Annotated in this window: 19 protein-coding genes; 7 read left to right on the top strand and 12 right to left on the bottom strand. The window is 66.6% G+C overall.

What is annotated here, in order from left to right; all coding sequences use genetic code 11:
* Positions 1-83: 83 nt before the first annotated feature.
* Complete coding sequence (locus A5625_RS17065; protein ID WP_232003729.1) at positions 84-1,115, bottom strand: LacI family DNA-binding transcriptional regulator; 1,032 nt, start codon at positions 1,113-1,115, stop codon at positions 84-86.
* A gap of 287 nt (positions 1,116-1,402) precedes the next feature.
* Here A5625_RS17065 and A5625_RS17060 point away from each other — a divergent pair, with 287 nt between their 5' ends.
* The 6 genes from A5625_RS17060 to A5625_RS17035 are packed head-to-tail and all read left to right on the top strand — an operon-like array spanning position 1,403 to position 7,698.
* Positions 1,403-2,758, top strand: a complete 1,356-nt coding sequence (locus A5625_RS17060; RefSeq protein WP_066996243.1) for an amidohydrolase family protein — start codon at positions 1,403-1,405, stop codon at positions 2,756-2,758.
* A 2-nt stretch (positions 2,759-2,760) separates the two neighbouring features.
* The gene (locus A5625_RS17055; protein WP_066996240.1) at positions 2,761-5,091 is read left to right on the top strand and encodes a CoA transferase; all 2,331 of its coding nucleotides are present in this window, start codon (positions 2,761-2,763) and stop codon (positions 5,089-5,091) included.
* Between the two features lies 1 nt (position 5,092).
* Complete coding sequence (locus A5625_RS17050) at positions 5,093-5,434, top strand: hypothetical protein (RefSeq protein ID WP_066996237.1); 342 nt, start codon at positions 5,093-5,095, stop codon at positions 5,432-5,434.
* 25 nt (positions 5,435-5,459) lie between these two features.
* Positions 5,460-6,620 carry a thiolase family protein gene (locus A5625_RS17045; protein WP_066996234.1) on the top strand — a complete coding sequence of 387 codons (1,161 nt, stop codon included), beginning with the start codon at positions 5,460-5,462 and terminating at the stop codon, positions 6,618-6,620.
* Complete coding sequence (locus tag A5625_RS17040) at positions 6,617-7,051, top strand: Zn-ribbon domain-containing OB-fold protein (protein WP_066996231.1); 435 nt, start codon at positions 6,617-6,619, stop codon at positions 7,049-7,051. The genes A5625_RS17045 and A5625_RS17040 overlap by 4 nt, the downstream gene beginning before the upstream one ends.
* Positions 7,048-7,698 (top strand): PadR family transcriptional regulator, encoded by a 651-nt coding sequence (locus tag A5625_RS17035; protein WP_066996228.1) that lies wholly within the window; start codon positions 7,048-7,050, stop codon positions 7,696-7,698. Before A5625_RS17040 ends, A5625_RS17035 begins: the two co-directional genes overlap by 4 nt.
* Here the strand turns inward: A5625_RS17035 and fadD1 are convergent.
* The 3 genes from fadD1 to A5625_RS17020 form a co-directional block, all read right to left on the bottom strand.
* On the bottom strand, positions 7,637-9,271 hold the full coding sequence (gene fadD1 / locus A5625_RS17030; protein ID WP_066996225.1) for a fatty-acid--CoA ligase FadD1: 1,635 nt from the start codon (positions 9,269-9,271) through the stop codon (positions 7,637-7,639). The genes A5625_RS17035 and fadD1 overlap by 62 nt on opposite strands.
* Positions 9,272-9,673: 402 nt before the next feature.
* Positions 9,674-10,444, bottom strand: a complete 771-nt coding sequence (locus tag A5625_RS17025; protein WP_066996276.1) for an SDR family NAD(P)-dependent oxidoreductase — start codon at positions 10,442-10,444, stop codon at positions 9,674-9,676.
* Between the two features lie 59 nt (positions 10,445-10,503).
* Positions 10,504-11,334 carry an alpha/beta fold hydrolase gene (locus tag A5625_RS17020; RefSeq protein WP_066996222.1) on the bottom strand — a complete coding sequence of 277 codons (831 nt, stop codon included), beginning with the start codon at positions 11,332-11,334 and terminating at the stop codon, positions 10,504-10,506.
* A 67-nt stretch (positions 11,335-11,401) separates the two neighbouring features.
* Here A5625_RS17020 and A5625_RS17015 point away from each other — a divergent pair, with 67 nt between their 5' ends.
* Positions 11,402-12,010, top strand: a complete 609-nt coding sequence (locus tag A5625_RS17015; protein ID WP_066996219.1) for a TetR/AcrR family transcriptional regulator — start codon at positions 11,402-11,404, stop codon at positions 12,008-12,010.
* Positions 12,011-12,063: 53 nt separating this feature from the next.
* Here A5625_RS17015 and A5625_RS17010 read toward each other — a convergent pair whose 3' ends face one another.
* The 8 genes from A5625_RS17010 to A5625_RS16975 all read right to left on the bottom strand — a co-directional run bounded on the left by A5625_RS17010 (position 12,064) and on the right by A5625_RS16975 (position 21,000).
* Positions 12,064-12,624: a TetR/AcrR family transcriptional regulator gene (locus tag A5625_RS17010; protein WP_066996217.1), complete on the bottom strand. Its 561-nt coding sequence runs from the start codon at positions 12,622-12,624 to the stop codon at positions 12,064-12,066.
* A gap of 75 nt (positions 12,625-12,699) precedes the next feature.
* Positions 12,700-13,989: a lipase family protein gene (locus tag A5625_RS17005; RefSeq protein ID WP_066996214.1), complete on the bottom strand. Its 1,290-nt coding sequence runs from the start codon at positions 13,987-13,989 to the stop codon at positions 12,700-12,702.
* A 196-nt stretch (positions 13,990-14,185) separates the two neighbouring features.
* The gene (locus A5625_RS17000) at positions 14,186-14,995 is read right to left on the bottom strand and encodes a polysaccharide deacetylase family protein (RefSeq protein ID WP_066996211.1); all 810 of its coding nucleotides are present in this window, start codon (positions 14,993-14,995) and stop codon (positions 14,186-14,188) included.
* A 260-nt stretch (positions 14,996-15,255) separates the two neighbouring features.
* Entirely contained in the window at positions 15,256-16,647 is a 1,392-nt protein-coding gene (locus tag A5625_RS16995) for an alpha/beta hydrolase family protein (protein ID WP_066996209.1), read from the bottom strand.
* Positions 16,648-16,822: 175 nt separating this feature from the next.
* Positions 16,823-19,135: a cation-translocating P-type ATPase gene (locus tag A5625_RS16990; protein WP_066996205.1), complete on the bottom strand. Its 2,313-nt coding sequence runs from the start codon at positions 19,133-19,135 to the stop codon at positions 16,823-16,825.
* Positions 19,132-19,344 carry a heavy-metal-associated domain-containing protein gene (locus A5625_RS16985; RefSeq protein WP_066996203.1) on the bottom strand — a complete coding sequence of 71 codons (213 nt, stop codon included), beginning with the start codon at positions 19,342-19,344 and terminating at the stop codon, positions 19,132-19,134. Before A5625_RS16985 ends, A5625_RS16990 begins: the two co-directional genes overlap by 4 nt.
* 64 nt (positions 19,345-19,408) lie before the next feature.
* The gene (locus tag A5625_RS16980) at positions 19,409-20,179 is read right to left on the bottom strand and encodes an SDR family NAD(P)-dependent oxidoreductase (RefSeq protein WP_066996199.1); all 771 of its coding nucleotides are present in this window, start codon (positions 20,177-20,179) and stop codon (positions 19,409-19,411) included.
* Complete coding sequence (locus A5625_RS16975; protein WP_066996196.1) at positions 20,179-21,000, bottom strand: mycofactocin-coupled SDR family oxidoreductase; 822 nt, start codon at positions 20,998-21,000, stop codon at positions 20,179-20,181. The genes A5625_RS16980 and A5625_RS16975 overlap by 1 nt, the downstream gene beginning before the upstream one ends.
* Positions 21,001-21,011: the final 11 nt, after the last annotated feature.

The following is a 21,011-nucleotide window of genomic DNA, read 5'->3' as shown; positions in this document are numbered from 1 at the left end:
ACCGTCTTCGAGCGGCTGGGCCACCCCGCCCCGCCGTCGCCGGAACTGACCGACATCGCCCATCTGGTGGTGCGCTCCTCCACCTAGCCGCCGAGAGACAACCGCGGCTCCGAGTAGGGATGCAACCGCACTGGCATACTCCCGTCTGAGCGCACCACCAGATGGGCGATGTCGGTCAGTTCCGGCGACGGCGGGGCGGGGTGGCCCAGCCGCTCGAAGACGGCGGCCAGTGCGGCATCGGCGACCGCGCAGGGATCGAATTGCACGGTGGTCAGCGGCGGCGTGCTCACCATGCCCATCGGGCTGGCATCGACGCCCATCACCGCGAGGTCGCCGGGACAACGCAACCGTGCTTGATGAATGCCGTACAGGACAAGGCAGGCGATCTCGTCGCTTTGGGCGCACACGGCGGTCACCCCGTCGCCCACCCAACCGGTGACCACGTCGGCGGCGTTGTCCAGGGTGACCTCGTCGACACGCACCGGCGGCAGGTCGCGCAACTGCGCCGCCCGTGAAACACCCTCGAACCAGTAGTCACCAAGCGGGCGCCACCGGGCGATCCCGGTGTAGGCGAACGCAATTCGACGATGACCTCGCTCGATCAGGTGCTCGACCCGCATCTCGCCCACCGACAGATGCGGATCTTTGAGCGCGGGCAGTGTGCCGATCTCGATATGCGGAATCCCCGCCGCCATCACCGCTTGACGGGCCGCGGCGCTCAGCGGGAACAAACTGGTGACCGCGACAGGATCCAAATTCTCGATCGCGTCGACCACATGCTGGTCGTCATCGGTCTCGAAAATCTGCACCTGAAGGAAACCCTCGCGGGCCAGTGCGGTGGTCATCCGACTGCCGGCCTGCATCGGCATCTCGCCCACGGCCACGTGCGGCACCACGTAGAGCACCACCCCGCTTTTCCCGCGGGCGAGGTTGCGGGCGGCCAGGTTGGGCCGGTAACCCAGGAGTTTCGCGGCGTGGTACACCGCATCGCGGGTCTCCGCGGAGATGCGCCGGCCCTGCGCGTTGTTCAGCACATAACTGACCGTGGCGGTCGACACGCTGGCCAGCCGGGCCACATCGGCGGTGGTCGGACGCGCGGCTTTACTGGTGCTCAACTCCGTTACCTTCCCGGCCCGGTCATGCCCCATGGTGGCATGCGGCGCGCGTCGGCAGTGCGCCATCCCACGAGGGCAAGGCGGCATCGACGCGGCCTACTAGACTAATAGTCCCTAATCGCGGGCCCGGGTTGAGCAGACCTGGCGCCTGTCCAGCCGATCGTTGATTTGTTGTGACTCCGGTGATTAAGCTGCAAACGCGTTCATCGACGCCCGTCCCGCCGCGGTTGACACTGTGATGGACACCATTATCTACTAGTCCCTATCAACGGCTCGAGGAGCGCGGCATGAACAAGGACGATCTCATTCTGATCAGCGTGGACGATCACATCGCCGAGCCGGCCGACATGTTCGACGCCCATGTTCCCGCCGCGTACAAGGACCGCGCGCCGCGGGTGGTCCTCGAACCCGACGGCATCCAGCAGTGGTATTACGGCGAGATCCGCGGGCGCAATATGGGCCTGAACGCCGTCGCGGGAAAACCGCGCGAAATGTACAACATCGACGCGTCGCGCTATGACGAGATGCGGCCGGGTTGCTTCAACGTCGACGAGCGGGTGCGGGACATGAATGCCGGCGGTCAACTGGCGGGGCTGAACTTCCCGAACTTCACCGGCTTCTCCGGTCAGGTCCTCAACCAGGGCCCCGACCGCGAGACGAATCTGGTGATGATCAAGGCCTACAACGACTGGCACGTCGACGAATGGTGCGGGGCATACCCGGGCCGGTTCATCCCGTGCGGCATCCTGCCGCTGTTCGACGTGGCCGAGGCCGCCAAGGAAGTCAAACGCCTCGCCGACAAGGGCTGTCACGCCGTCACGTTCTCGGAGAACCCAGAAGCGTTGCAGATGCCCAGCATTCACACCAAGTACTGGTATCCGTTGTTCGAGGCGGTGTGCGAAAACAAGACGGTGCTGTGCACGCATGTGGGTTCGGCGTCGCGGTCTCCGCAGGTGTCGACGGACGCCCCGCCCAGTGTGCAAATGACCGCCTCGTCGATGATGAGCATGTTCACCTTCACCGAGCTGATCTGGGCGCAGTTCTGGGCAGACTTCCCGCAACTGAAGTTTTCGCTGACCGAAGGCGACGTCGGCTGGATCCCGTACTTCCTGTGGCGCGCCGAGCACGTCTACAACCGTCACTCGGGTTGGACCCTGGCGACCTTCCCGCCCGGATACAGCGGACCCACCGACGTGTTCAAACGTCACTTCTACACCTGCTTCATCAGCGACAAAGTCGGCGTGCAGAACATGGATTGGTTCAACGAGGACATGCTGTGCTGGGAGTCCGACTTCCCGCACTCCGACAGCAACTGGCCCTTCGCGCCGGAGGACATCATCGCCACCATGGGCCACCTCGACGACTCGGTGATCGACAAGATCACCCACGAAAATGCCATGGCGGCATACTCATTCGACCCGTTCCGGTACATCCCGAAGGAGCAGGCACGGGCCGGCCAGCTGCGCGCGCAGGCCGCCGATGTCGACGTGGTCACCCATGTCGGGCGCCAGGCCAGCCAGCGTGACCGTGACGCGTGGACGCGGATGACGCGGTTCGCCCTGCAGGCACAGGCCTCGGCGCAGGCTCCGGTGACGGTCGAGGCTGCCGGTATCGCCGGGCGCGCCGCCACCCTGGGCAACTGAGCGTGGCAGCCGAGGCGCCGTTCGCCGACTGGCGCGTGCTGGAGTTGTGCAACGGCCTGGCGGCGGCCTACTGCGGCAAGATGTTCGCCGACGCCGGCGCCGACGTGGTGAAAATCGAAGCCCCGCAGGGGGATTCGATGCGGGGCTGGTCGGCCGGAGGGCCTCCGGGGGCGTTGTTCGGATATCTGGCGGCGGGCAAGAAGTCGGTCGTCAATCACGGCCAGGCCGAGATCGCCTCGCTGCTGGCCGGCGCGAACATCGTGCTCACCGACCTCACCGACGGGTGGACGCTCGACGACATCACCGCGCACACCGCCGCTTCGGCCGTGGTGGTGGCCGTAACACCGTTCGGGACCACCGGGCCCTACGTCGACGACCAGGTCGTCGCCAACGAGTTCATTCTGCAGGCGTTGTGCGGCTCGATCGCCGGTCGCGGCTGGCCGGACGACGAGCCGGTGCAGGCCGGTGGCCGGCTTGGCGAGTGGCTAGCGGGCACGTTCGCGGCGGCGGTGGCTGCGGCGACGGCCCGGCACGCCGTCCGAAGCGGCCGCGGCGAGATCATCGATGTGTCGACGTACGAGGCCATGGCGATCGCCATGGGCGGTCTGTCCGCCATGTCGGCCAGCGTGCTGGGCGCCGATTCGCTGCTGCACGAACGGAGTCTGGAACTGCCATCGATCGTCCCGACGGCCGACGGCATGGTCGGGTTCTGCACCATCACCGCCCAACAGTTCCAGGACTTTCTGGTCATGATCGAGCGTGCCGATCTGGTCGACGACGCCGATCTGGCATCGTTCACCGGCCGGGTCGAGCGCCGCGACGAATTTCTGGACATGGTCACCGCGTGGACCCGGAGCCGAACCACCCAAGAAATCGTCGATCTCGCGGTCGCATTCCGAATTCCCGTGGCGCCCATCGCGTCACCGGAGGTGCTCCCCAAGATCGACCATTTCGTGGAACGCGGCGTCTTCGTCGAATCGCCGGCCGGCGTGCTGGCGCCGAGGGTGCCGTATCGCAGCGATGCGATAACCACCAGGGCGCCCGGGGAGCCGCCGCACCTTGGCGCCGACAACGGCTGCGTGCAGTGGGGGCCGGGGCGACCCCCGGCGTCTGCCGGCGCCGACGCACTACCGTTGGCCGACGTCCGGGTGACCGACTTGACCGCGTTCTGGGCCGGCCCGGTCGCCACCCAATTGCTGGGCGCCCTCGGCGCCGACGTGATCAAGATCGAGGGAGTACGCCGGCCCGATGGCATGCGGTTCTCCGCCGGCCGCCCGCCCGACTGGGACCACTGGTGGGAGTGGGGCCCGGTCTTCTTGTGCAGCAACAACAACAAGCGAGGCGTCAGCATCGAACTCGGCACCGACGCCGGACGACAGCTCGCGCTGGAGCTCATCGCCGCAAGCGATCTCGTTGTGGAGAACTTCTCTCCAAGGGTGATGGCGAACTTCGGCTTGGAATGGGAAGCGGTGCGAACGGCCAACCCGCGGGCGATCATGGTCCGGATGCCCGCATTCGGCCTCGACGGCCCGTGGCGCGATCGTGTCGGCTTTGCGCAGACGATGGAGCAGGCGACGGGTATGGCGTGGATGACCGGGCACGCCGACGGCCCACCGGTGATTCCACGCGGCGTGTGCGACCCGATCGCCGGCCTGCACGCCGCCTTCGCCGCCGTCGCGGCGCTGGTGATCCGCGATCGTCACGGCGCCGGAATGCAGGTGGAAGCGACCATGGTCGAGGCCGCACTGAACGTGGCCGCCGAAATGCTGGTCGAGTATTCACGCAACGGAATCATCATGCGCCGCAACGGGAACCGCGGTCCCGGGCCCGGCCCCCAGGGCGTCTACCGCTGCCGCGGTAACGACGAGTGGGTTGCGCTGGCCGCGATGGATACCGCCGCCCGGGAGTCGTTGGCCGGGCTGCTCGGGCACCCGGTCCTCGACGAAACCGCCTGGAACGCAAGCGCCGACGACATAGACAAACTCATCTCCGCCTGGGCCGCCGGGCACTCGGTGACCGAGGCTGTCGACGTGCTGCGCGCGGGCGGGATCTCCGCCGCACGCGTCACACCGGCCGCGGCCCTGCTGACCGATCCGCAACTGCGCGCCCGCGGCTTCTGGGAGACGGTCGACCATCCGGTCGCGGGATCTTTCCTGTGTACCGGAATGCCTTTCGCGTTCGTCGGCAAGCCGCGGCGCTGGATCCGGCGGGTGCCGCCGCTCTACGGCCAGCACACCTGCGAGGTGCTGAGCGATGTCCTGGGACACAGCGAGGATGACCTGGCCGAACTGCGGCGATCGGGAACCATCAGCACCCGGCCGGCCGGGTTGTGAGATGGCGGTCAGCCTGTGTGTGCCGCCCCGCGCTGGGGAGCTTTGCGCGCCGGTGCGCTTCTTGGTGCGCCGCGACTCCGTGGTGATGGAGTTGACCGCGCGTCACCGGATCACCAGCGTCGACTGGGACGAGGACGAGCGCGCGGTGGCGATGGTCGTCGAGATCACCGACCCGCAGACGGCACGGCCGGTGGACGTGCGAATCGATGTCGTGGAAAAGGACGCGGTGGCCGACAGCGAGAACCGCGATGCGCACGCCACGACCATCGGCACCATCACCCGCGACGGGCGACAATACCAGGTTCGAGGCACCTACCTGGGTGTCGTTGCGGACGAAAACTGAAGGGCCATAAGGGAATGGGATATCGGTGACGGTAGCGAGGCGCACCGCGGCAATCGTCGGGGTGCATAACACCCGGCAAGGGCGGCGGCTGGATGGCGAGACCTCACGCGGCCTGGCGATCAAGGCGATCCTTGGCGCGCTCGACGACGCCGGTCTGACCCTCGACGACGTCGATGGCATCAGCGCCAGCCCGCAGTCGACCTCGTTGATCTACGACCTACGGATCGGGCCGGCCTGGCAGGGCTTGGCTTTTGGGGTCGGCATGATCACCGAGGCGGTCACCGCCATCGAACACGGCATGGCCGACGTGGTGGTGCTGGTCGCGGCGCAGGCCGGCGAATACCGAGATCACGAGGCCACGGCGCCGTGGACGCGGCCCGAGAACGAATTCGTCGCGCCCTGGGGCATGTTCACCACCGCCGAATTCGCGCTCATCGCGCGGCGGCACATGCATGTCTACGGCACGACGCGCGAGCAACTTTCGCTGGTGGCGGCGACCATCCGCAACAACGGCTCACGCAATCCCGAAGCCGTCTACTACGATCGTGGACCGTTCACACCGGCGGACATCACTGCCTCACGGCCCATCGCCGATCCGTTCCATCTGCTGGATTGCGCTACCACCTCCGAAGGCGGTTGCGCAATCGTGGTGGCCAACATCGACGCCGTCGACATCGCGAGCCAACCCATCTACGTACTGGGCAGTGGCGCGGACTTCCACGGCCCGTCGTATCAGCACCCGCCTGCCTATGACCTCGCCGGTCGGCGCAACGATCACGTCAACGGTGTGGTGGGCCGGCGCGCGGCCGACCGTGCGTTCAACTATGCCGGCTTGCGCCGTACTGAGGTCGACGTGCTGGAACTCTACGATCCGTTCTCCTTCGAAATCATCCGCCAGCTAGAGGCATTCGGCTTTTGCGGCGACGGGGAGGGCGGACCGTTCGTCGCTGACGGCCGCATCGCCATCGACGGCAGCCACCCGATCACAACCGACGGCGGGACGATGTCGTTCAGCCACGCGGGCGCCAATCCGCAGATGATGCAACGGGCTATCCGGGCCGTGCAGCAGCTACGCGGACAGGCCGGCGATCTCCAGGTCCCCGATGCGCATGTCGCATTGTGCAGCAACGGGGGCGCGGGCGCCCTGTTCACCACTGTGTTGATTCTGGGAGACGAAACACGATGACGTCAGATCCGTTGCGGCCCCAGGCCGGACCGGTTCCACACGCGAGCAGCCACGTCAGCGGCCCGTTCTGGGAGGGGTGCCGATCCCACCAACTGCGCTACCAACTTTGCGACGCATGCGGACTTGCCAACTTCCCCCCGACCGAACACTGCCGCCAATGTCTTTCGGATCGGATCATCTGGCAGCAGGGCAGCGGCCGCGGCGAAATCTACAGTTGGACAGTCGTTTATCGGCCGGTCACCGCCGAATTCGAACCACCGTACGCACCGGCGATCATCACCATGGACGAGGGCTATCAGATGCTGACCAATGTCGTCGGCGTGCCACCGGAGGACCTGGCCATCGGCATGCGGGTGCGGGTGGAGTTCCATGCTGTCGGACCTGACGTGACGCTCCCGTACTTCACCGGCGCGGAAACTGACAGTTCGTGAGCCCCAGAACCAGCAACGGCCTGCCGGTCACCGCCTATCTGGTCCTAGGGGTGCTGGCGGGCAATGACGAGCAACTGACCGCCGGCGAGATCAAGATGCGCGCCGAACTGTCGGTCGGCCACTTCTATTGGTCCCCATCGGTCAGTCACGTGCGGCGCGAACTGACCCGTCTGCTGCAGCGGGGGCTGGTCAGCGAGATCGGCGCACAATCCGGCAAGCGCGCGATCACCCTCTACGAGACCACCGATGCTGGTCTGGATGCGCTGCGCCGCTGGGTCCAGCACTTCCCGGGCCAGGACCAGGTGGTCATCAAACACCCGGTCATCCTCAAAACCTGGCTGGCCCGCGGCCAGGATCCCGAGCACGTCCTCGACGCGTTGGACCGGCATCTCGAAGCGACCCGCGCCCGGCTGGACGAGGCGTTGTGGTCGCGGCAACGGGCGGCCGAACTCGGCATCACCGAGGACCCGGACCAGCGGCACTCGTTCGCCGTACTGGACTACGCGATTCGCGGCCTGTACGCCGAGATTTCCAACATCTCCCAGCTGCGCGACGAGATCGCCGCTGGCACAACACGAGACCCGGTCAAACGGGTGCGACGGTCGAAGGGTCAGATCCGCCGTCGGGCACCAAGGAGCCGGCCCTGACCGTGTAGGCCGTGCCCCGCGGCTCGCGTTCCCACAGCATTTCGCCCGGCCCGACGGTCGTACCCTGAGCGATCAACTGGCGCTTGAGCACTTTGTGGGTGGCGGTGCTCGGCAAGTCGGCCGCGATCCGGACGTAACGGGGACGGGCCTTGGGGGACAGGTCGGGCTGCGCGTCCAGGAACCTCTCGAATTCGGCCGCGGTCAGGGTGTGACCATCGTTGAGGACGATGGCGGCCATCACTTGATCGCCGACGTGACCGTCCGCGACGGCGTAGACTGCGACGCGGCTGATCGCACTGTGGCGCAACAGAATCCGCTCGATGGGCGCCGCGGCCAAATTCTCACCATCCACCCGCATCCAGTCGGCGGTGCGGCCGGCCAGGTAAATCCAGCCGTCGGCATCCCGGTAGGCCAGATCGCCGGACCAATACATGCCGTGGCGCATGCGTTCGGCGTTGGCGTCCGGGTCGTTGTAGTAGCCGGTGAAGAAACCCGAGCCCGCGGTGTTGACCAACTCGCCGACCGCTTCGTCGGCGTTGAGCAGCGCCCCGTCGCTGTCGAACTGGGCCACCGCACATTCGGTGACGGTGTCGCTGTTGTACACCGCCACCCCGTCGGCTCCGCGACCGATGGATCCCTTCGGCGTGCCGGGTTCGCGAACGATGATGACGGCGTTCTCGGTCGACCCGAAGCCGTCCTCGACCTGCACGCCGAACCGGCGGCCGAATTCCTCAATGTCTTTGTCGTTGGCCTCATTGCCGAACGCCACCCGCAGCGGATTGTCGGCGTCGTCGTCGCGTTCGGCGGTGGCCAGAATGTAGGCCAACGGCTTTCCGACGTAATTCATGTAGGTAGCGCCGTAGCGGCGGACATCCTCGAGGAAACTGCTCGCCGAGAACTTCGCCGGCACGATCGCCGCACCGGAGCACACTGCGGGCGCCCATCCGGCGACGACGGCGTTGGAGTGAAACAACGGCATCGACACGTAACAGGTGTCTTGGTCGGTGAGGGTAAACCGGTCGGCCAGGCTGAGACCGGCGACGGTGGCCATGAAGTGAGATACCTGCACCGCCTTGGGATTTCCGCTCGTCCCCGAGGTGAAGATCATCATGAAGGCGTCCATCGCGGTGACCTGCCGGTGCGGTTCCAGCTCCCCGGCGGCGTCGATGAGCTCAGCCCATTGCGGCGTGGAGGTGTCGAGGATCCGCGTGTTGGCCAGGTCCAGTCCATCCAGCAGGGGTCGATGTTCGGCGTCGGTCACCACGAACTGACAGTCGGAGCGCCGCACATCGGCGGCCAGCGCCTCGCCACGCCGGGTGTTGTTCAGGCCGCACAGAACGTAGCCCCCGAGCCCGGCTGCCGCCATCTGGCTCAGCATCTCGGGTGTGTTTCCCAGTAGGGCGCCGATGTGCATGGGCCGTTGCGGGTCGGCGGCGGCCAACAGAGCGGCGGCGCGGGCTGCCGCCCCGGCCAGATACTGACGCCAAGTCCATTGCACGTCACGGTATTTCACCGCGATCGATGGGTCGGACAAGCGCTTCTGCAGCAGCGCTTGAATCGTGTCGTCAGCCATCGATCCGATTCACCCTTACTCTGCCTTATCCTACGAGACGAGACGGTCCGTCTTATACTAGCGGCCGGCCGGGCGGCGCAAAACCGCGGTAATTGTTGAGCGCCGTCGGGAGCCGGCGGTCCAGAGGCGCGCACCACCGCATGTTGTAGAAGTTGTCATGCTGATTTCTCTCAGGATTCCCTATCAAGGACCGCGTGTACAGCGGCTCCGGCTACCTTCAGCGGCCATCATTGCTTCATGCTGTTTGAGTTGCACAGGTCGCTGATCCTGCTCCGGAATCGAGCACGCGAATATCGTCGCGAGGCCGCACAATCGCGATCAGCCCGCTCCTTGAGCCGGCGCCATGGTGGCAGCCGGCCGTCCGCATCGAAAGACAACCACCAAAGCTGATGCGGCGCAGGGCTATCCGCCCACCATCATCAGGCCGCCGTCCACGGCCAGCAGTTGTCCGGTGATGAACCCCGAGCCTGGGCCGGCCAGAAAAACCAGCATTGGTCCGACGTCGCGGGCGGGCTCGCCCAGTGTGCCGCCGAGCGGGATCATCATTTGCATCTGCTGATCGATCATGGCCGCGGCGTCCGGACCGAGGAATTCGCGGAGGCGGTCGGCGCCCGCCGTCTGCACCGCGGGCGCAAGGGCGTTGACGGTGATGTTCTCGGAGGCCCAGGCCTTGGCGGCCGACCGCGTCCACGCCTGCACCGCGCCCTTGGTCGCGGCGTAGACGGCCGAGATCGGGCTTCCCATCACGGCTTCGGAAGATCCGAAGTTGATGATCCGGCCCCCCTTGGGGTTTTGGTCCTTCATCACCGCGTAGGCGGCCTGGTTGGTGAGGATGGTCGCCTTGATGTTGGTGTCCAACAGGAACGAGATCTCGTCGGCGCCGATGTAACCGGGAATCCCGGCTTGCCACAGGCCCGCAGCGTTTACCAGAACGTCGAGTCCACCGAGGCGATGCGCGGCCTCGTGGACCATCGCCGAGACGGCCTCGGCATCGCGCACGTCGCACTGCAGCCACTCGGCCGTCAGGCCGTCCGGCGGTGGGGTCCGGTGATAGGTCGCGGCCACCTGGGCACCCGCCGTCGTGAGAACTGCCACGGCGGCCGCACCGATGCCGGTGGCGCCGCCGGTGACCAGGATTCGCTTGCCGAGCAGGGGAGACGTCGCGTCTGACATGGCCACGACGGTACCGCGAGCGTGGCGCGGGACCGCCTTGGCGTCATGAAGCCCGATGGTCAGGTGCGCACCGCGATCGTCGACAGCAGATCGGCGAGCCGGTCGGGCTGATCGATCATGGAGAAGGTCCGTGCCCCCTCGATGACTTCGAGACGGGCGTTGGGGATGGTCGCGGCCAGCCGCGCCCCGTCTTCCTGCTCGAAGAAAACGTCATCGGCCGACCACGCGATGAGCGTCGGCTTGTCGAAGTCATACAGTCGTGCCGCCACCGTCGTCGTCACCTCGGTGCGCAGCGAAAGCGTGAACTGACGCAGGTCTTCGGCGACGGCCGGATCCGAGAGCCCCGGGCGCACCCAGATCTCGGTGAGCTCGTCGATGTTGCGATGCGCCAGGCCGTCGAAGGCGCGCTTGCGCACGGCCGGCACCCGCATGGCCTGGGCCACGGCCCGGAACGTCGTCTTGGACTTCGCCGCCAGGATCACCGGCTTGAGGATCGGTGGCGGAAAGTGTTCGAACGCATCGCAACTCGTGAGCACCAACGCACCCAGCCGCTCGCGGTGGTGCACGGCCACCAGCTGGGTGACGACGCCGCCGGTATCGTTGCCGACCAGCACCACGTCCTGCAGGTCCAGCGCGTCGAGCACCTCGGCGACCATTCCGGCGACGCCGGTGATGGTCCGGTCGGCGCCGCGGCGCAGCGGCTCCGGATGCGCGCCCAGCGGCCAGGTCGGTGCGATGCACCGCAGACCGCGGGTGGCAAGGCGTTCACTGACCTGACGCCATAGCTGCCCGCCCATCATGTATCCGTGCACAAAGACGACGGGCCTGCCGTTCTCGGGTCCGGTTGCTTCGTAATGGATGGTTCCGGCACTAATGTCGATCGTCGACATAGCAAACTCCTCATTCAGAGATACACTTACAAACAGGCTGCCTGTTCGTAAGTTACCAACAGGTTGTATGGAAAGCAAGAGACGAACCCAGGAAGAGCGCTCCGCGGCGACGCGTGACGCGCTGATCTCTGCTGCCCGCAAGCTGTGGGGGCTGCGGGGCTACGCCGAAGTGGGCACACCGGAGATCGCCGCGGCCGCCGGAGTCACCCGCGGCGCGATGTATCACCAATTCGCCGATAAGGCGGCGCTATTCCGCGAGGTCGTCGAGACCGTCGAGCAGGACGTGATGACGCGGATGGCCGTCGTGGTGGCCGAGTCCGGCGCCAGCGCACCGGCGGAGGCCGTTCGGGCCGCCGTCGACGCGTGGCTCGACGTCTCCGGTGATCCCGAGGTGCGTCAGCTGATCCTGCTGGATGCGCCCAGCGTGCTCGGCTGGGCCGAATTCCGTGATGTCGCACAGCGATACAGCCTGGGTATGACCGAGCAGCTGCTCACCGAGGCGATCCGGGCCGGCCAGTTGGCCGAGCAGCCGGTGCGGCCGTTGGCGCACGTGCTGATCGGCGCGCTTGACGAGGCGGCCATGGTCATCGCCACCGCCGACGACCCGAAGCAGACCCGTCGCGAAACCGGGGAGGTCCTGCATCGGCTGATCGATGCGATGTTCGAGGTGCGGTGATCGGCGCTAGCGGTCGCCGTTGGCCGAAAGTCGCAGGACCAGGCCAACTTCGGTCAGGTCTCGCGGACCCGCGCGACGCCCGCGATGACACCTTGGATGAGCAGGTCCAGGTGCTCGGCATCGTCGACTGCCGGTTGCCCCGCAACGAAGGTCAGCATGATGCCGTTGATGAACGCCAGGGTGGCGATCGCCTGGTCGTCGATTAAAGCCGGATCCGCAGCGCTGTCGTCCGGATGCCATTGGGTGACGACATTGCGGGCCAGCGTGTAAAGCCTGTTCGCGGACTCGTCGAGGATGGCCGCCAGTTCCGGGTCCCGGCCGGCGAGCAGCGCAAGTTCGTAGCGCGCCTTGGCGCGGGTCAGCCACGGTTCGTTGTTGACGTACATGACGATGCGGGCCAAACCCGCGGTGCCGGTGAATTCGGACTCGTTGTCCTCGGCGAGTTCGGCCATCATCGAGAAGTCGGCGACGTCGAGTTCGGCCAGCCGGGTCGCCATGGCGTGCACCAGCGCCTTGCGGGTCCGAAAGTAGAACGACGTGGTGCCGGACGGGACGCCGGCGTGGCCGTCGACTTTTGGGTGACTGATGCCGTGGATTCCGTTGCGGCCCAACAGCTCAATCGCAGCGTCGGCGAGCTGGCGGCGCCGCTCGGGCGCGTTGTGCTTTCTACGTGCAGCGATGCGTCCAGTCTAGAACTGACCGCAGTTCGGTGCGGTGGGTTCCCCATTGAAGCGGGCGGCGATCCATTGCATGGCCGGTTCCCCGTCGACCAGCATCGGCAGCGCGTGGTTGATGATGAGCTTGTTGAGGAAGGGCGGCTCTTCGTTGGTGCGGAATTCCACATCGGCGCCCTGGGCACACCAGTCGCGGCCGAGTTGATTGGCCGCGGTCCACGGCACCAGCGGATCATAACGATTGCTGTCGATCATCACCGGAGCATTGGGTTTGTAGCGACCGATCCGCTGCGCGTCGAACAGCGTGTTGAACGGCTCCTCGTCGACCAATTTGTAGATGTCTTCGGTGAAATAGGGCTGCAGGTGGCGAAACATGAAGTCGAGCAAGGTCTGGCCCACACATTGGCGGGACACCGATTCCAGCATTGCCAGCCCGCGCGGCGTCATCTTGGACCGAATGGTGTCGGCGAACTCCGGATAGGCGGCCATCACGCTGTTGAGCGCGTACCCGACCACCCCGACCAGAACGCTGCCGTCGGCGTAGGGAAAGAGTTCCTTGAGGTCGGCCGGCGGCGCCCCGGCGTAGGTGCCCACGATGTGTAGGTCGGGCGCATACCGCGAGGCGAGTTCGGCGGCCGAGGCGGAAGCGCCGCCGCCTTGCGAATAGCCCCAAAAAGCCACTGGCCCATGCGGATCCAACGATGTCTCGGGCAGCCGCAGGGCAGCGCGGGCGGCATCGAGCACGGCCTGCCCTTCCGCCACCCGCCCGACATAGGTGTGCATCGACGGAGTGCCCAGGCCCTGGTAGTCGGTCATCACGATGGCGAAACCGCGTGCCACCATGGTGGCGACGAACAGCTCCTCGTAGTTGAACATGATGTCCCAGCCACCCGAATAGTGGATGCCCTGGTTGAACATTCGCGACGGGGCGCACTGATTGCCCTGGCCCTGAGTCCCGGGTGCGTAGCTGATCAACGGTCGCTGTCCGCCGCCGGGCCACTCGTTGTAGGGCTCAAAGTAGGTGCCGGTGACCGCGATTGGGTTTCCCCGGGTATCGGTGCTGCGGTACATGATCCTGGTGCCGGTGGCCATGATCGCCCCCAGCTGACCGGAGGGCTCCAGCACCAGCCGCGACGGCTCGGCACGAATCACATCGCCCGGCTGGCCCGGCGGCAGTGGATCCGGCGGGAGGTAGAAGTCCGCATACTGCGGTTCGTCCCCGCCATCGGCCCGCGCGTTTCCGACTCCGACGAGTGTTGAAGCAATTACCAGTAGTACTGCGAAAACGCCCCCGACCCGATGCATTACGGAACGGTAACAATCACGGGCGAGCTAAGGGAAGAGGATCTCTAAATTTTTAGAGATTGGTGTTTCGCCGCGGAAGTTTTCGACTGAAGAATGACGGTGTCGAATCGACGCCGCAGCCCACAGGGAGGTACGTCAAACGTTGTAACGCAGCCGCTTTGGCGACGAGGACGGACAGAAAGTGGACGAGCCGCAGTTACGGTGTCTTGAGGAATACGTCGTTGAGCGTGACGGAGCGAAGGTTCCGATCTCGAATGATGTCGACCAGTTGCGGGTAGACGTGCGTCACCGGCAGATGATTGAGATGCCCGATCACGATGGCCTGTGGGGTGAAGTATTGATCGGCCATCTGCAGAATGTACTCCTCGGTGATCAAGGTCGAATCCGACAACGAGCCCGACCATAGGGTGGGGACCTTGTAACCGAGGTCGCCGGCGACGGCATCCACAGTGGCGTTGCGCTTTCCGTACGGCGGCCGCCAATAGGGTTTGGCGCCAATGCCATAGGTCTTTTTCAGAAACTCGTCGTTGCGGGAGAGCTGTTCGGCGGCTTGCTCTTTTGTCAGTTTGGTCATGTCCGGGTGCGACCAGGTGTGGTTGCCGAGCTGGATTTGCCCGCTGTCGACCAGCGGTCGGAGCAGGTCGACGTTCTCGGTCCACGAGTCGTAGATGCCATTGACGAAATAGGTCAGCCGCACGCCGGTGTCCTTGGCGAATTGGGTGTAGGCGCGCACCACTTCGCTGTTGACACCGTCATCGACTGTCAGCGCCAGCAGATCTCCTTCGCCGGGGATCTTCATCAGTGCGCCCCCGCCCGGCAGTGGTATGCGGGCACCGGGTGGTGGTGGCGGCAACAGTGCCTGCGGGGCGGTGGGCCCTGAAGTCGGTATGCCGGCTGTCGGCGTCTGGGCGAAGGTGCGCGGTTGCGGGTCGACGATGAGCCGGGCAGCGCCTACGCCGGCGACGACTGACGCCGCCAGCGATCCGAGGAACTGACGACGGTTCATCGTTGATGCGGGACCGCGTCGAGCAAATGGTGAGACGCCGTGCGGAAATGCGAATTCGACCCGCTTATTCGCAAATAGATCGTGGCGCATGGCGCACCAAGCGCGTCCCCGCAGGAACCGCCCTCGGTGTACAACATCGGAGCCACAGCAGCGAACCGTACCATTTGCGGCGCCAATCCCTCGGCTCTGTTACGGGTGGGTCAGCTGTGAATTATCGCCGACCCGGTGTTCACCGGTGAACGCGAGCCGACCAGCCGGAATCAACGCGGTACCCCGGCGCCTGGTAGCGGCAGCTGCACGGGTTCGGCGTTGGGTGTGCCCAGCGTTGAAGCCAGCCACGGCAATGCGGTGGCAAACGCCTGGGCGGCGAACGGCCAGTCGTGTTTGCCCGGCTGAGTGACCACCGCGCAAGTGATGCCGTTGGCGGTGCCGACCGCACACAGCGAGTTCGCCGCGACGTCCTGGCCTTCGGGGTTGGCGTCAGGGTCGCCGCTGGACGCGACGAGGGCCGGATTGCCTTCCTGAGCGACGTTGCGGGCCCCCTCCGATCCGGGCACGTCGAACCATCCCGAGAGGCCGTCGTAGTGACCGTGCTTCGTCATGACCGTGACCGGGTCGAAGGCCGCCCACGCGTCATGATTGCCGCCGAACAACCGGGCAACGGTTTGATCTTTCGAGCCGCCGTTGGGCCCGCGGTCACCCGCGATGTCCACGAACGCGCTGAACAGCTCGGGGTGCATGACGGCCAAGTCCACGGCGCAGGTACCGCCCATCGACCATCCGGCCACACCCCAGTTGGCCCGATCAGCGCTGACGCCGAAGTTCGACACCACGAACGGCTTTATGTCCTTGGTCAGGTGATCGGCGGCGTTGCCGCGGGGGCCGTTGACGCACTCGGTGTCATTGTCGAACGAGCCGGTGGGATCGACGAACACCAGCACCGGGGAGAACCCGTGATGCGCGGCGGCGAAGTTGTCGATGGCGGTGAAGGCGCCACCGGGGCCCAGCCAGTCAGCCGGGGTGTTGAAGGCTGAGCTGATCATCATGACCGCTGGCAGCCGAGGTGGTGGGTTGGTGTTGAACCACGCGGGCGGCAGATAGACCAGTTCGCGGCGGTGCTGAAAGTGGGAGCCGTTGTCGTCGATATCCACCGGCACCACCACGCCCTTGGTCGGCTTGGTTCCGGCGACCTGCATTTCGGTGACCCGCAGCCGGTCGATCTGGTCGGGCAACGGCACCGACGTCAGCTGATTCCACGCGGCAAGTGCGGTGGGGAAGTAGCCGACCCAGCCGTTCAGCGCCATGCCCGCACACAGGACGCACAACGGTATGGACAGCACCGCCACCCCGCGGCGCCACCAGCGGGTGCCTCGCCAGCCGACCAGGAAGACCGCGGCGGCCAGCCCGCTCATCGCGATCCACAGCCACAGTGCCGTCGGTGCCGGGTCTCCGGCTACGCCGAGCGACGTGATGTACCAACGCGACAGCAAGGTCACCGCGATTGCCGCGATCAACGCCACCGGCAGCACTCGCTTCAGCCAGCTTCGCGCACGCCATTGGATCGCTACGACCAGCACGAGCAGCGCCAAACCCTGCACGGCCGGCGGAAACCAGCCATGCAGCAAGGACAGCTGTCCGAAGAACTGCTCCAACGGTCGTGACCTTTGCTAGATCGATCGCTGAACGAGGGTGGGGGTGACTGTCAATCGGCCGGTCGGGGGTCACCGAAGGCCGCGGCCGGACCAACTATCCCATACCAATGCGCGCCACCAGCCGACCGTTCGTGCGTGTAGACCGACCAGATCCGCGCGGTCCGGACCGGTTGGCTCACGCGTCGTCGATGACGCTGGTGAACGAGCGCAGCCGCAGGCTGTTCCCCACGACCAGGACGCTGGACAGCGCCATCGCGGCGCCGGCGAACATCGGGTTGAGCATGCCGAGCGCGGCGAGAGGTATCGCGGCGAGGTTGTATCCGAACGCCCACAGCAAGTTGGTCTTGATGGTCGCCAGCGTTCGCCGCGAGAGCCGGACCGCGTCGACGGCGGCGCGCAGGTCACCGCGCATCACGGTGAGGTCGGCAGCCTGAATCGCGACGTCGGTGCCAGTGCCCATGGCCAGGCCCAGATCGGCGGCGGCCAGCGCAGCGGCGTCATTGACGCCATCGCCGACCATGGCGACCACCTTGCCCTCGGATTGCAGACGTTTGACGGCGGCGACCTTCTCGGCGGGCGTCGCCTCGGCGATGACCTGCGTGATGCCGAGTTCGCCGGCGATGCGGGCGGCGACCTTGGTGTTGTCGCCGGTGAGCAGCACCGGCGTGAGGCCCAGTTGGGTGAACCGCCGGACCGCCTCGGCGCTGGACGGCTTGACGGTGTCGGCAACCACCAGGACGCCCCGGGCCAGGCCGTCCCAGCCGACGGTGACAGCGGTCTTACCCTCGCCCTCGGCGCGGGCCCTGGCGGCCGACAGCATGGCGTCGAGGCGCAGGCCGTGTTCGGTCAGCAGGCTCTCGCGCCCGACGACGACGGCTCGACCGTCGACCGCGCCGTACGCGCCCCTCCCGTTGACCCCGGTGAAGCCGGCGGGGGTGGGGAGCGCACCGAGCTGCGCCCGGGCGCCTCGGGCGATCGCTTGTGCGATGGGATGCTCGGAGGCGTCTTCCAGGCCCCCGGCGTAACGCAACAGCGTGCTGCGGTCCGTCTCGGCCGCGGCGATCACGTCGACCAGCGTCATCTCGCCGGTGGTGACGGTGCCGGTCTTGTCGAGCACGATCGTGTCGACGCTGCGAGTGGACTCCAGGACTTCAGGCCCGTTGATGAGCACGCCGAGCTGGGCGGCGCGTCCGGTACCGACCAGCAGCGCGGTCGGGGTCGCGAGTCCCAGCGCGCACGGGCAGGCGACGATGAGGACCGCGACGGACGCCGTCAGGGCGGTGGTGAGCGAGAAATCCGCCGCGAGCCAGCCGGCCAGGGTCGCCGCCGCGAGGGCCATTACGACGGGGACGAACACCGTCGAGACGCGGTCGGCGAGACGCTGGGCGCGGGCCTTGCCGGATTGGGCCCGCTCGACCAGCCTGGCGATCTGCGCGAGCCGGGTGTCGTCGCCGACGCCGGTGGCACGCACCACGAGCCGACCGCCGGCGTTGACGGTGGCGCCGATGACAGCGTCACCCTTGCCGACCTCCACCGGGACGGACTCGCCGGTCAACATGGCGGCGTCCACGGCCGAGGACCCCGCGACAATGACCCCGTCGGTGGCGATCCGTTCCCCGGGACGCACGACGAACTCGTCACCGACCGCAAGCTGTTCAATCGGGATGCGGGTCTCGATCCCGTCACGTAGCACAGCGACGTCCTTGGCGCCCAATGTGAGCAGCGTGCGCAGTGCGGCACCGGCCGTCCGCTTAGACCGTTTCTCGAAATACCGGCCGGCGAGGACGAACAGCGTGACGCCCGCGGCGACCTCGAAGTAGACGTGACAAGGGGCGCCGTCGCGCCCGACGGTCAGCTCGAAATCGTGCTGCATGCCCGGTTGGCTGGCCGAGCCGAGAAACACCGCGTAGAGGGACCACAGGAATGCCGCCAGAGTGCCGATCGACACCAGGGTGTCCATAGTGGCGACGCCGTGTTTGAGGTTGGCCCAGGCGGCCGCGTGAAAGGGGTGCCCGCACCACACGACGACCGGCGCGGTCAGGGCCAGCGACACCCAGTGCCAGTGCTCGAATTGCAGGGCGGGCAGCATCGGCATGGCGATGACCGGTCCGGCCAGCATGATCGCGGCGATCAGTCGCCACCGCAGCGACGTCAACTCGGGGTCGCTGGGTGCCGTCGCCACCGGAGTCGCCTCGTCCGGGTTGCGTTCCGGCGAGCGTTGTGGGGTGGCGGCTGCGTAGCCGGCCTTTTCGATCTCGGCGATGAGAATCCGCGTGTCGTAACCGGCGGGGACCGTTACGGCAGCCTTTTCGGTGGCGTAGTTGACGGTCGCCTCGACGCCGTCGAGTTTGTTGAGTTTCTTCTCGATCCGGGCGGCGCAGGAGGCGCAGGTCATCCCGGTGATCTCCAGCTCGATCTGAGGCGGCGCGGCTGAGGCGGTGTTATCCGGAAGAATGCCCTCGTTGAGATGCCTTGGGGGCGTGCTCATGCGACCAGGACGGCCTCATAGCCGGCCTCGTCGACCGCGCCAAGGACGGCGTCCGTGTCGATGGGCTGCGCACTCGTGACGACGAGCGTGCCGGTGGCGGCGTTGACCGTCACGCCGTCGACGCCCGGGATCTGGACCACTTCGCTGTGGACTGCGGCCTCGCAATGCCCGCAGCTCATTCCGCTCACCCGATATTCGCTGGTGGGCATGCCGCTCCTTCTCGATCCCCCGGCAGGTCTTGACCAGACCATTCTGCCTGCTAGGTGTAGCGGGCTATTGCCGCAGGTGCGATCCGCCGCCGATGTACCAGACCTGACCGGTGATCCACTCGGCCTCGTCGGACAGCAGGAACGTGCTGATCGCGGCCAAATCGTCCGGTTTACCCAGCCGCGTCGTCTTGCCGAAGGTCAGGAAGGCCTGCTGGAGGGCGAGGTCGTTTTGCCGTTCCTGGGTCTCGCCCATCACCAAGCCGGGCATGACGCCGTTGCTGCGGATGTTGTGCTTGCCCCAATTGACCGCCACGTGCCGGGTCAGGTGGTTCACCGCGGCCTTCGAGGCGCCATAGGCGACGTGTGCCGGGTCGCTGCCCAGGGCGGCGCCCGAGGAGGTGTTCACGATGCTGCCCCCACCGTGGTCGAGCAGATGGGGCAGGACCGCGCGGATGGTGCGGACGTATCCCAGCAAGTTGACGTCAAGGGTGCGATGCCAGACGTCCATCCCGGTATCGAGGATTGTGCTGTCGCGTCCCAGGTTGTCCTCGGAGAGATCGGCGCCCACATTGTGCAGACCATGCAGGGCGCCGAACTCGGTGATGGTGGTCTGGACGAGGCGTTGCACGGACCGTTCGTCGGCAAGGTCGAATTCGATCGCGATGGCCCGGCCGCCGGACGCCGCGATCTGTTCGGCCGTGGCGGTGGCGCCGGCGATGTTGTTGTCCCCGATGGCCACCGAAGCGCCTTCGGCGGCAAGGCGTTTGGCGGTGGCCGCACCGATTCCGGTAGCGCCTCCGGCGACCAGGAATGTCTTGTCGGTCAGGCCGCGCATCAGACGTAGCCCACTCCGATGTCGACCGAAACCTGGGTTGCGGTAACCAATCTGGATTGGTCCGAGGCCAGCCATGCCACCGCGTCGGCGATGTCTTCGGGCTGCGCGATACCTTCGGGCAGCAGTGGTTTGTGCATGCCCCGCAGGTGCGGGTAGTCGTCGGCGGCCGCTTGGAGCGCGTCGCGCATCCGGCCGGTGCCCATCGGGGTGGCGACCGCTCCGGGGTTGAGGCTGTTGACGCGGATGTTGTAGCGGCCGAGTTCGGCGGCGAATGCGCGGGCCATCCCGACGACGGCGTGTTTGCTTGCGGTGTAGTGGATCATGAACGACTGCATTTTGATACCGGCGGCCGACCCGATCAGGATGATCGAGCCGCCGCGATCACCGTCGATGATTTGTTGCACGCCGGCCATCACGGTGTTCCAGGTGCCGATGACGTTGGTGTCTATGGTGTCCCGGAACGCCTGCGCGGTGATCTGGTTCCACGGCGCGGGACTGCAGATCCCGGCGTTGGCGACGATGACGTCGAGCCGGCCCAGTTCGCCCACCGCCTTGTCGACGGCGGCGGCCAGTGCGTCGAGATCGCGGATGTCGGCCTCGGCGGCGATGACCTTGCGGCCGTTGGCATTCACCAGTCGCGCGGTCTCGGCCAGGTCGTCGGGCGTCGGCGAGTCGTACGGAACGCTGGGCGGCAGCGGCCCGGCGATGTCAACCGCAATGATGTCGGCGCCCTCGGCGGCCAGGCGTACCGCGTGCGCGCGGCCCTGCCCACGCGCGGCGCCGGTGATCAACGCGACCTTTCCCGAAAGTGGCTGGCTCATAAGTGGTGGGG

Origin of the sequence: Mycobacterium sp. 1465703.0, assembly GCF_001672975.1 — a bacterium.
In the GTDB taxonomy this organism is placed as follows: domain Bacteria; phylum Actinomycetota; class Actinomycetes; order Mycobacteriales; family Mycobacteriaceae; genus Mycobacterium.
This window is presented reverse-complemented; position numbering and strand designations above follow the sequence as displayed.

What these genes read in the sequence shown, in the direction of transcription:
- A5625_RS17040 (WP_066996231.1), top strand. Translation starts at nt 6,617, where the DNA reads ATGACGTCAGATCCGTTGCGGCCCCAGGCCGGACCGGTTCCACACGCG.
- A5625_RS17015 (WP_066996219.1), top strand. Translation starts at nt 11,402, where the DNA reads ATGGAAAGCAAGAGACGAACCCAGGAAGAGCGCTCCGCGGCGACGCGT.
- A5625_RS16985 (WP_066996203.1), bottom strand. Translation starts at nt 19,344, where the DNA reads ATGCCCACCAGCGAATATCGGGTGAGCGGAATGAGCTGCGGGCATTGC.
- A5625_RS17050 (WP_066996237.1), top strand. Translation starts at nt 5,093, where the DNA reads ATGGCGGTCAGCCTGTGTGTGCCGCCCCGCGCTGGGGAGCTTTGCGCG.
- fadD1 (WP_066996225.1), bottom strand. Translation starts at nt 9,271, where the DNA reads ATGGCTGACGACACGATTCAAGCGCTGCTGCAGAAGCGCTTGTCCGAC.
- A5625_RS16975 (WP_066996196.1), bottom strand. Translation starts at nt 21,000, where the DNA reads ATGAGCCAGCCACTTTCGGGAAAGGTCGCGTTGATCACCGGCGCCGCG.
- A5625_RS16990 (WP_066996205.1), bottom strand. Translation starts at nt 19,135, where the DNA reads ATGAGCACGCCCCCAAGGCATCTCAACGAGGGCATTCTTCCGGATAAC.
- A5625_RS17000 (WP_066996211.1), bottom strand. Translation starts at nt 14,995, where the DNA reads ATGAACCGTCGTCAGTTCCTCGGATCGCTGGCGGCGTCAGTCGTCGCC.
- A5625_RS17005 (WP_066996214.1), bottom strand. Translation starts at nt 13,989, where the DNA reads ATGCATCGGGTCGGGGGCGTTTTCGCAGTACTACTGGTAATTGCTTCA.
- A5625_RS16980 (WP_066996199.1), bottom strand. Translation starts at nt 20,179, where the DNA reads ATGCGCGGCCTGACCGACAAGACATTCCTGGTCGCCGGAGGCGCTACC.
- A5625_RS17020 (WP_066996222.1), bottom strand. Translation starts at nt 11,334, where the DNA reads ATGTCGACGATCGACATTAGTGCCGGAACCATCCATTACGAAGCAACC.
- A5625_RS17060 (WP_066996243.1), top strand. Translation starts at nt 1,403, where the DNA reads ATGAACAAGGACGATCTCATTCTGATCAGCGTGGACGATCACATCGCC.
- A5625_RS17025 (WP_066996276.1), bottom strand. Translation starts at nt 10,444, where the DNA reads ATGTCAGACGCGACGTCTCCCCTGCTCGGCAAGCGAATCCTGGTCACC.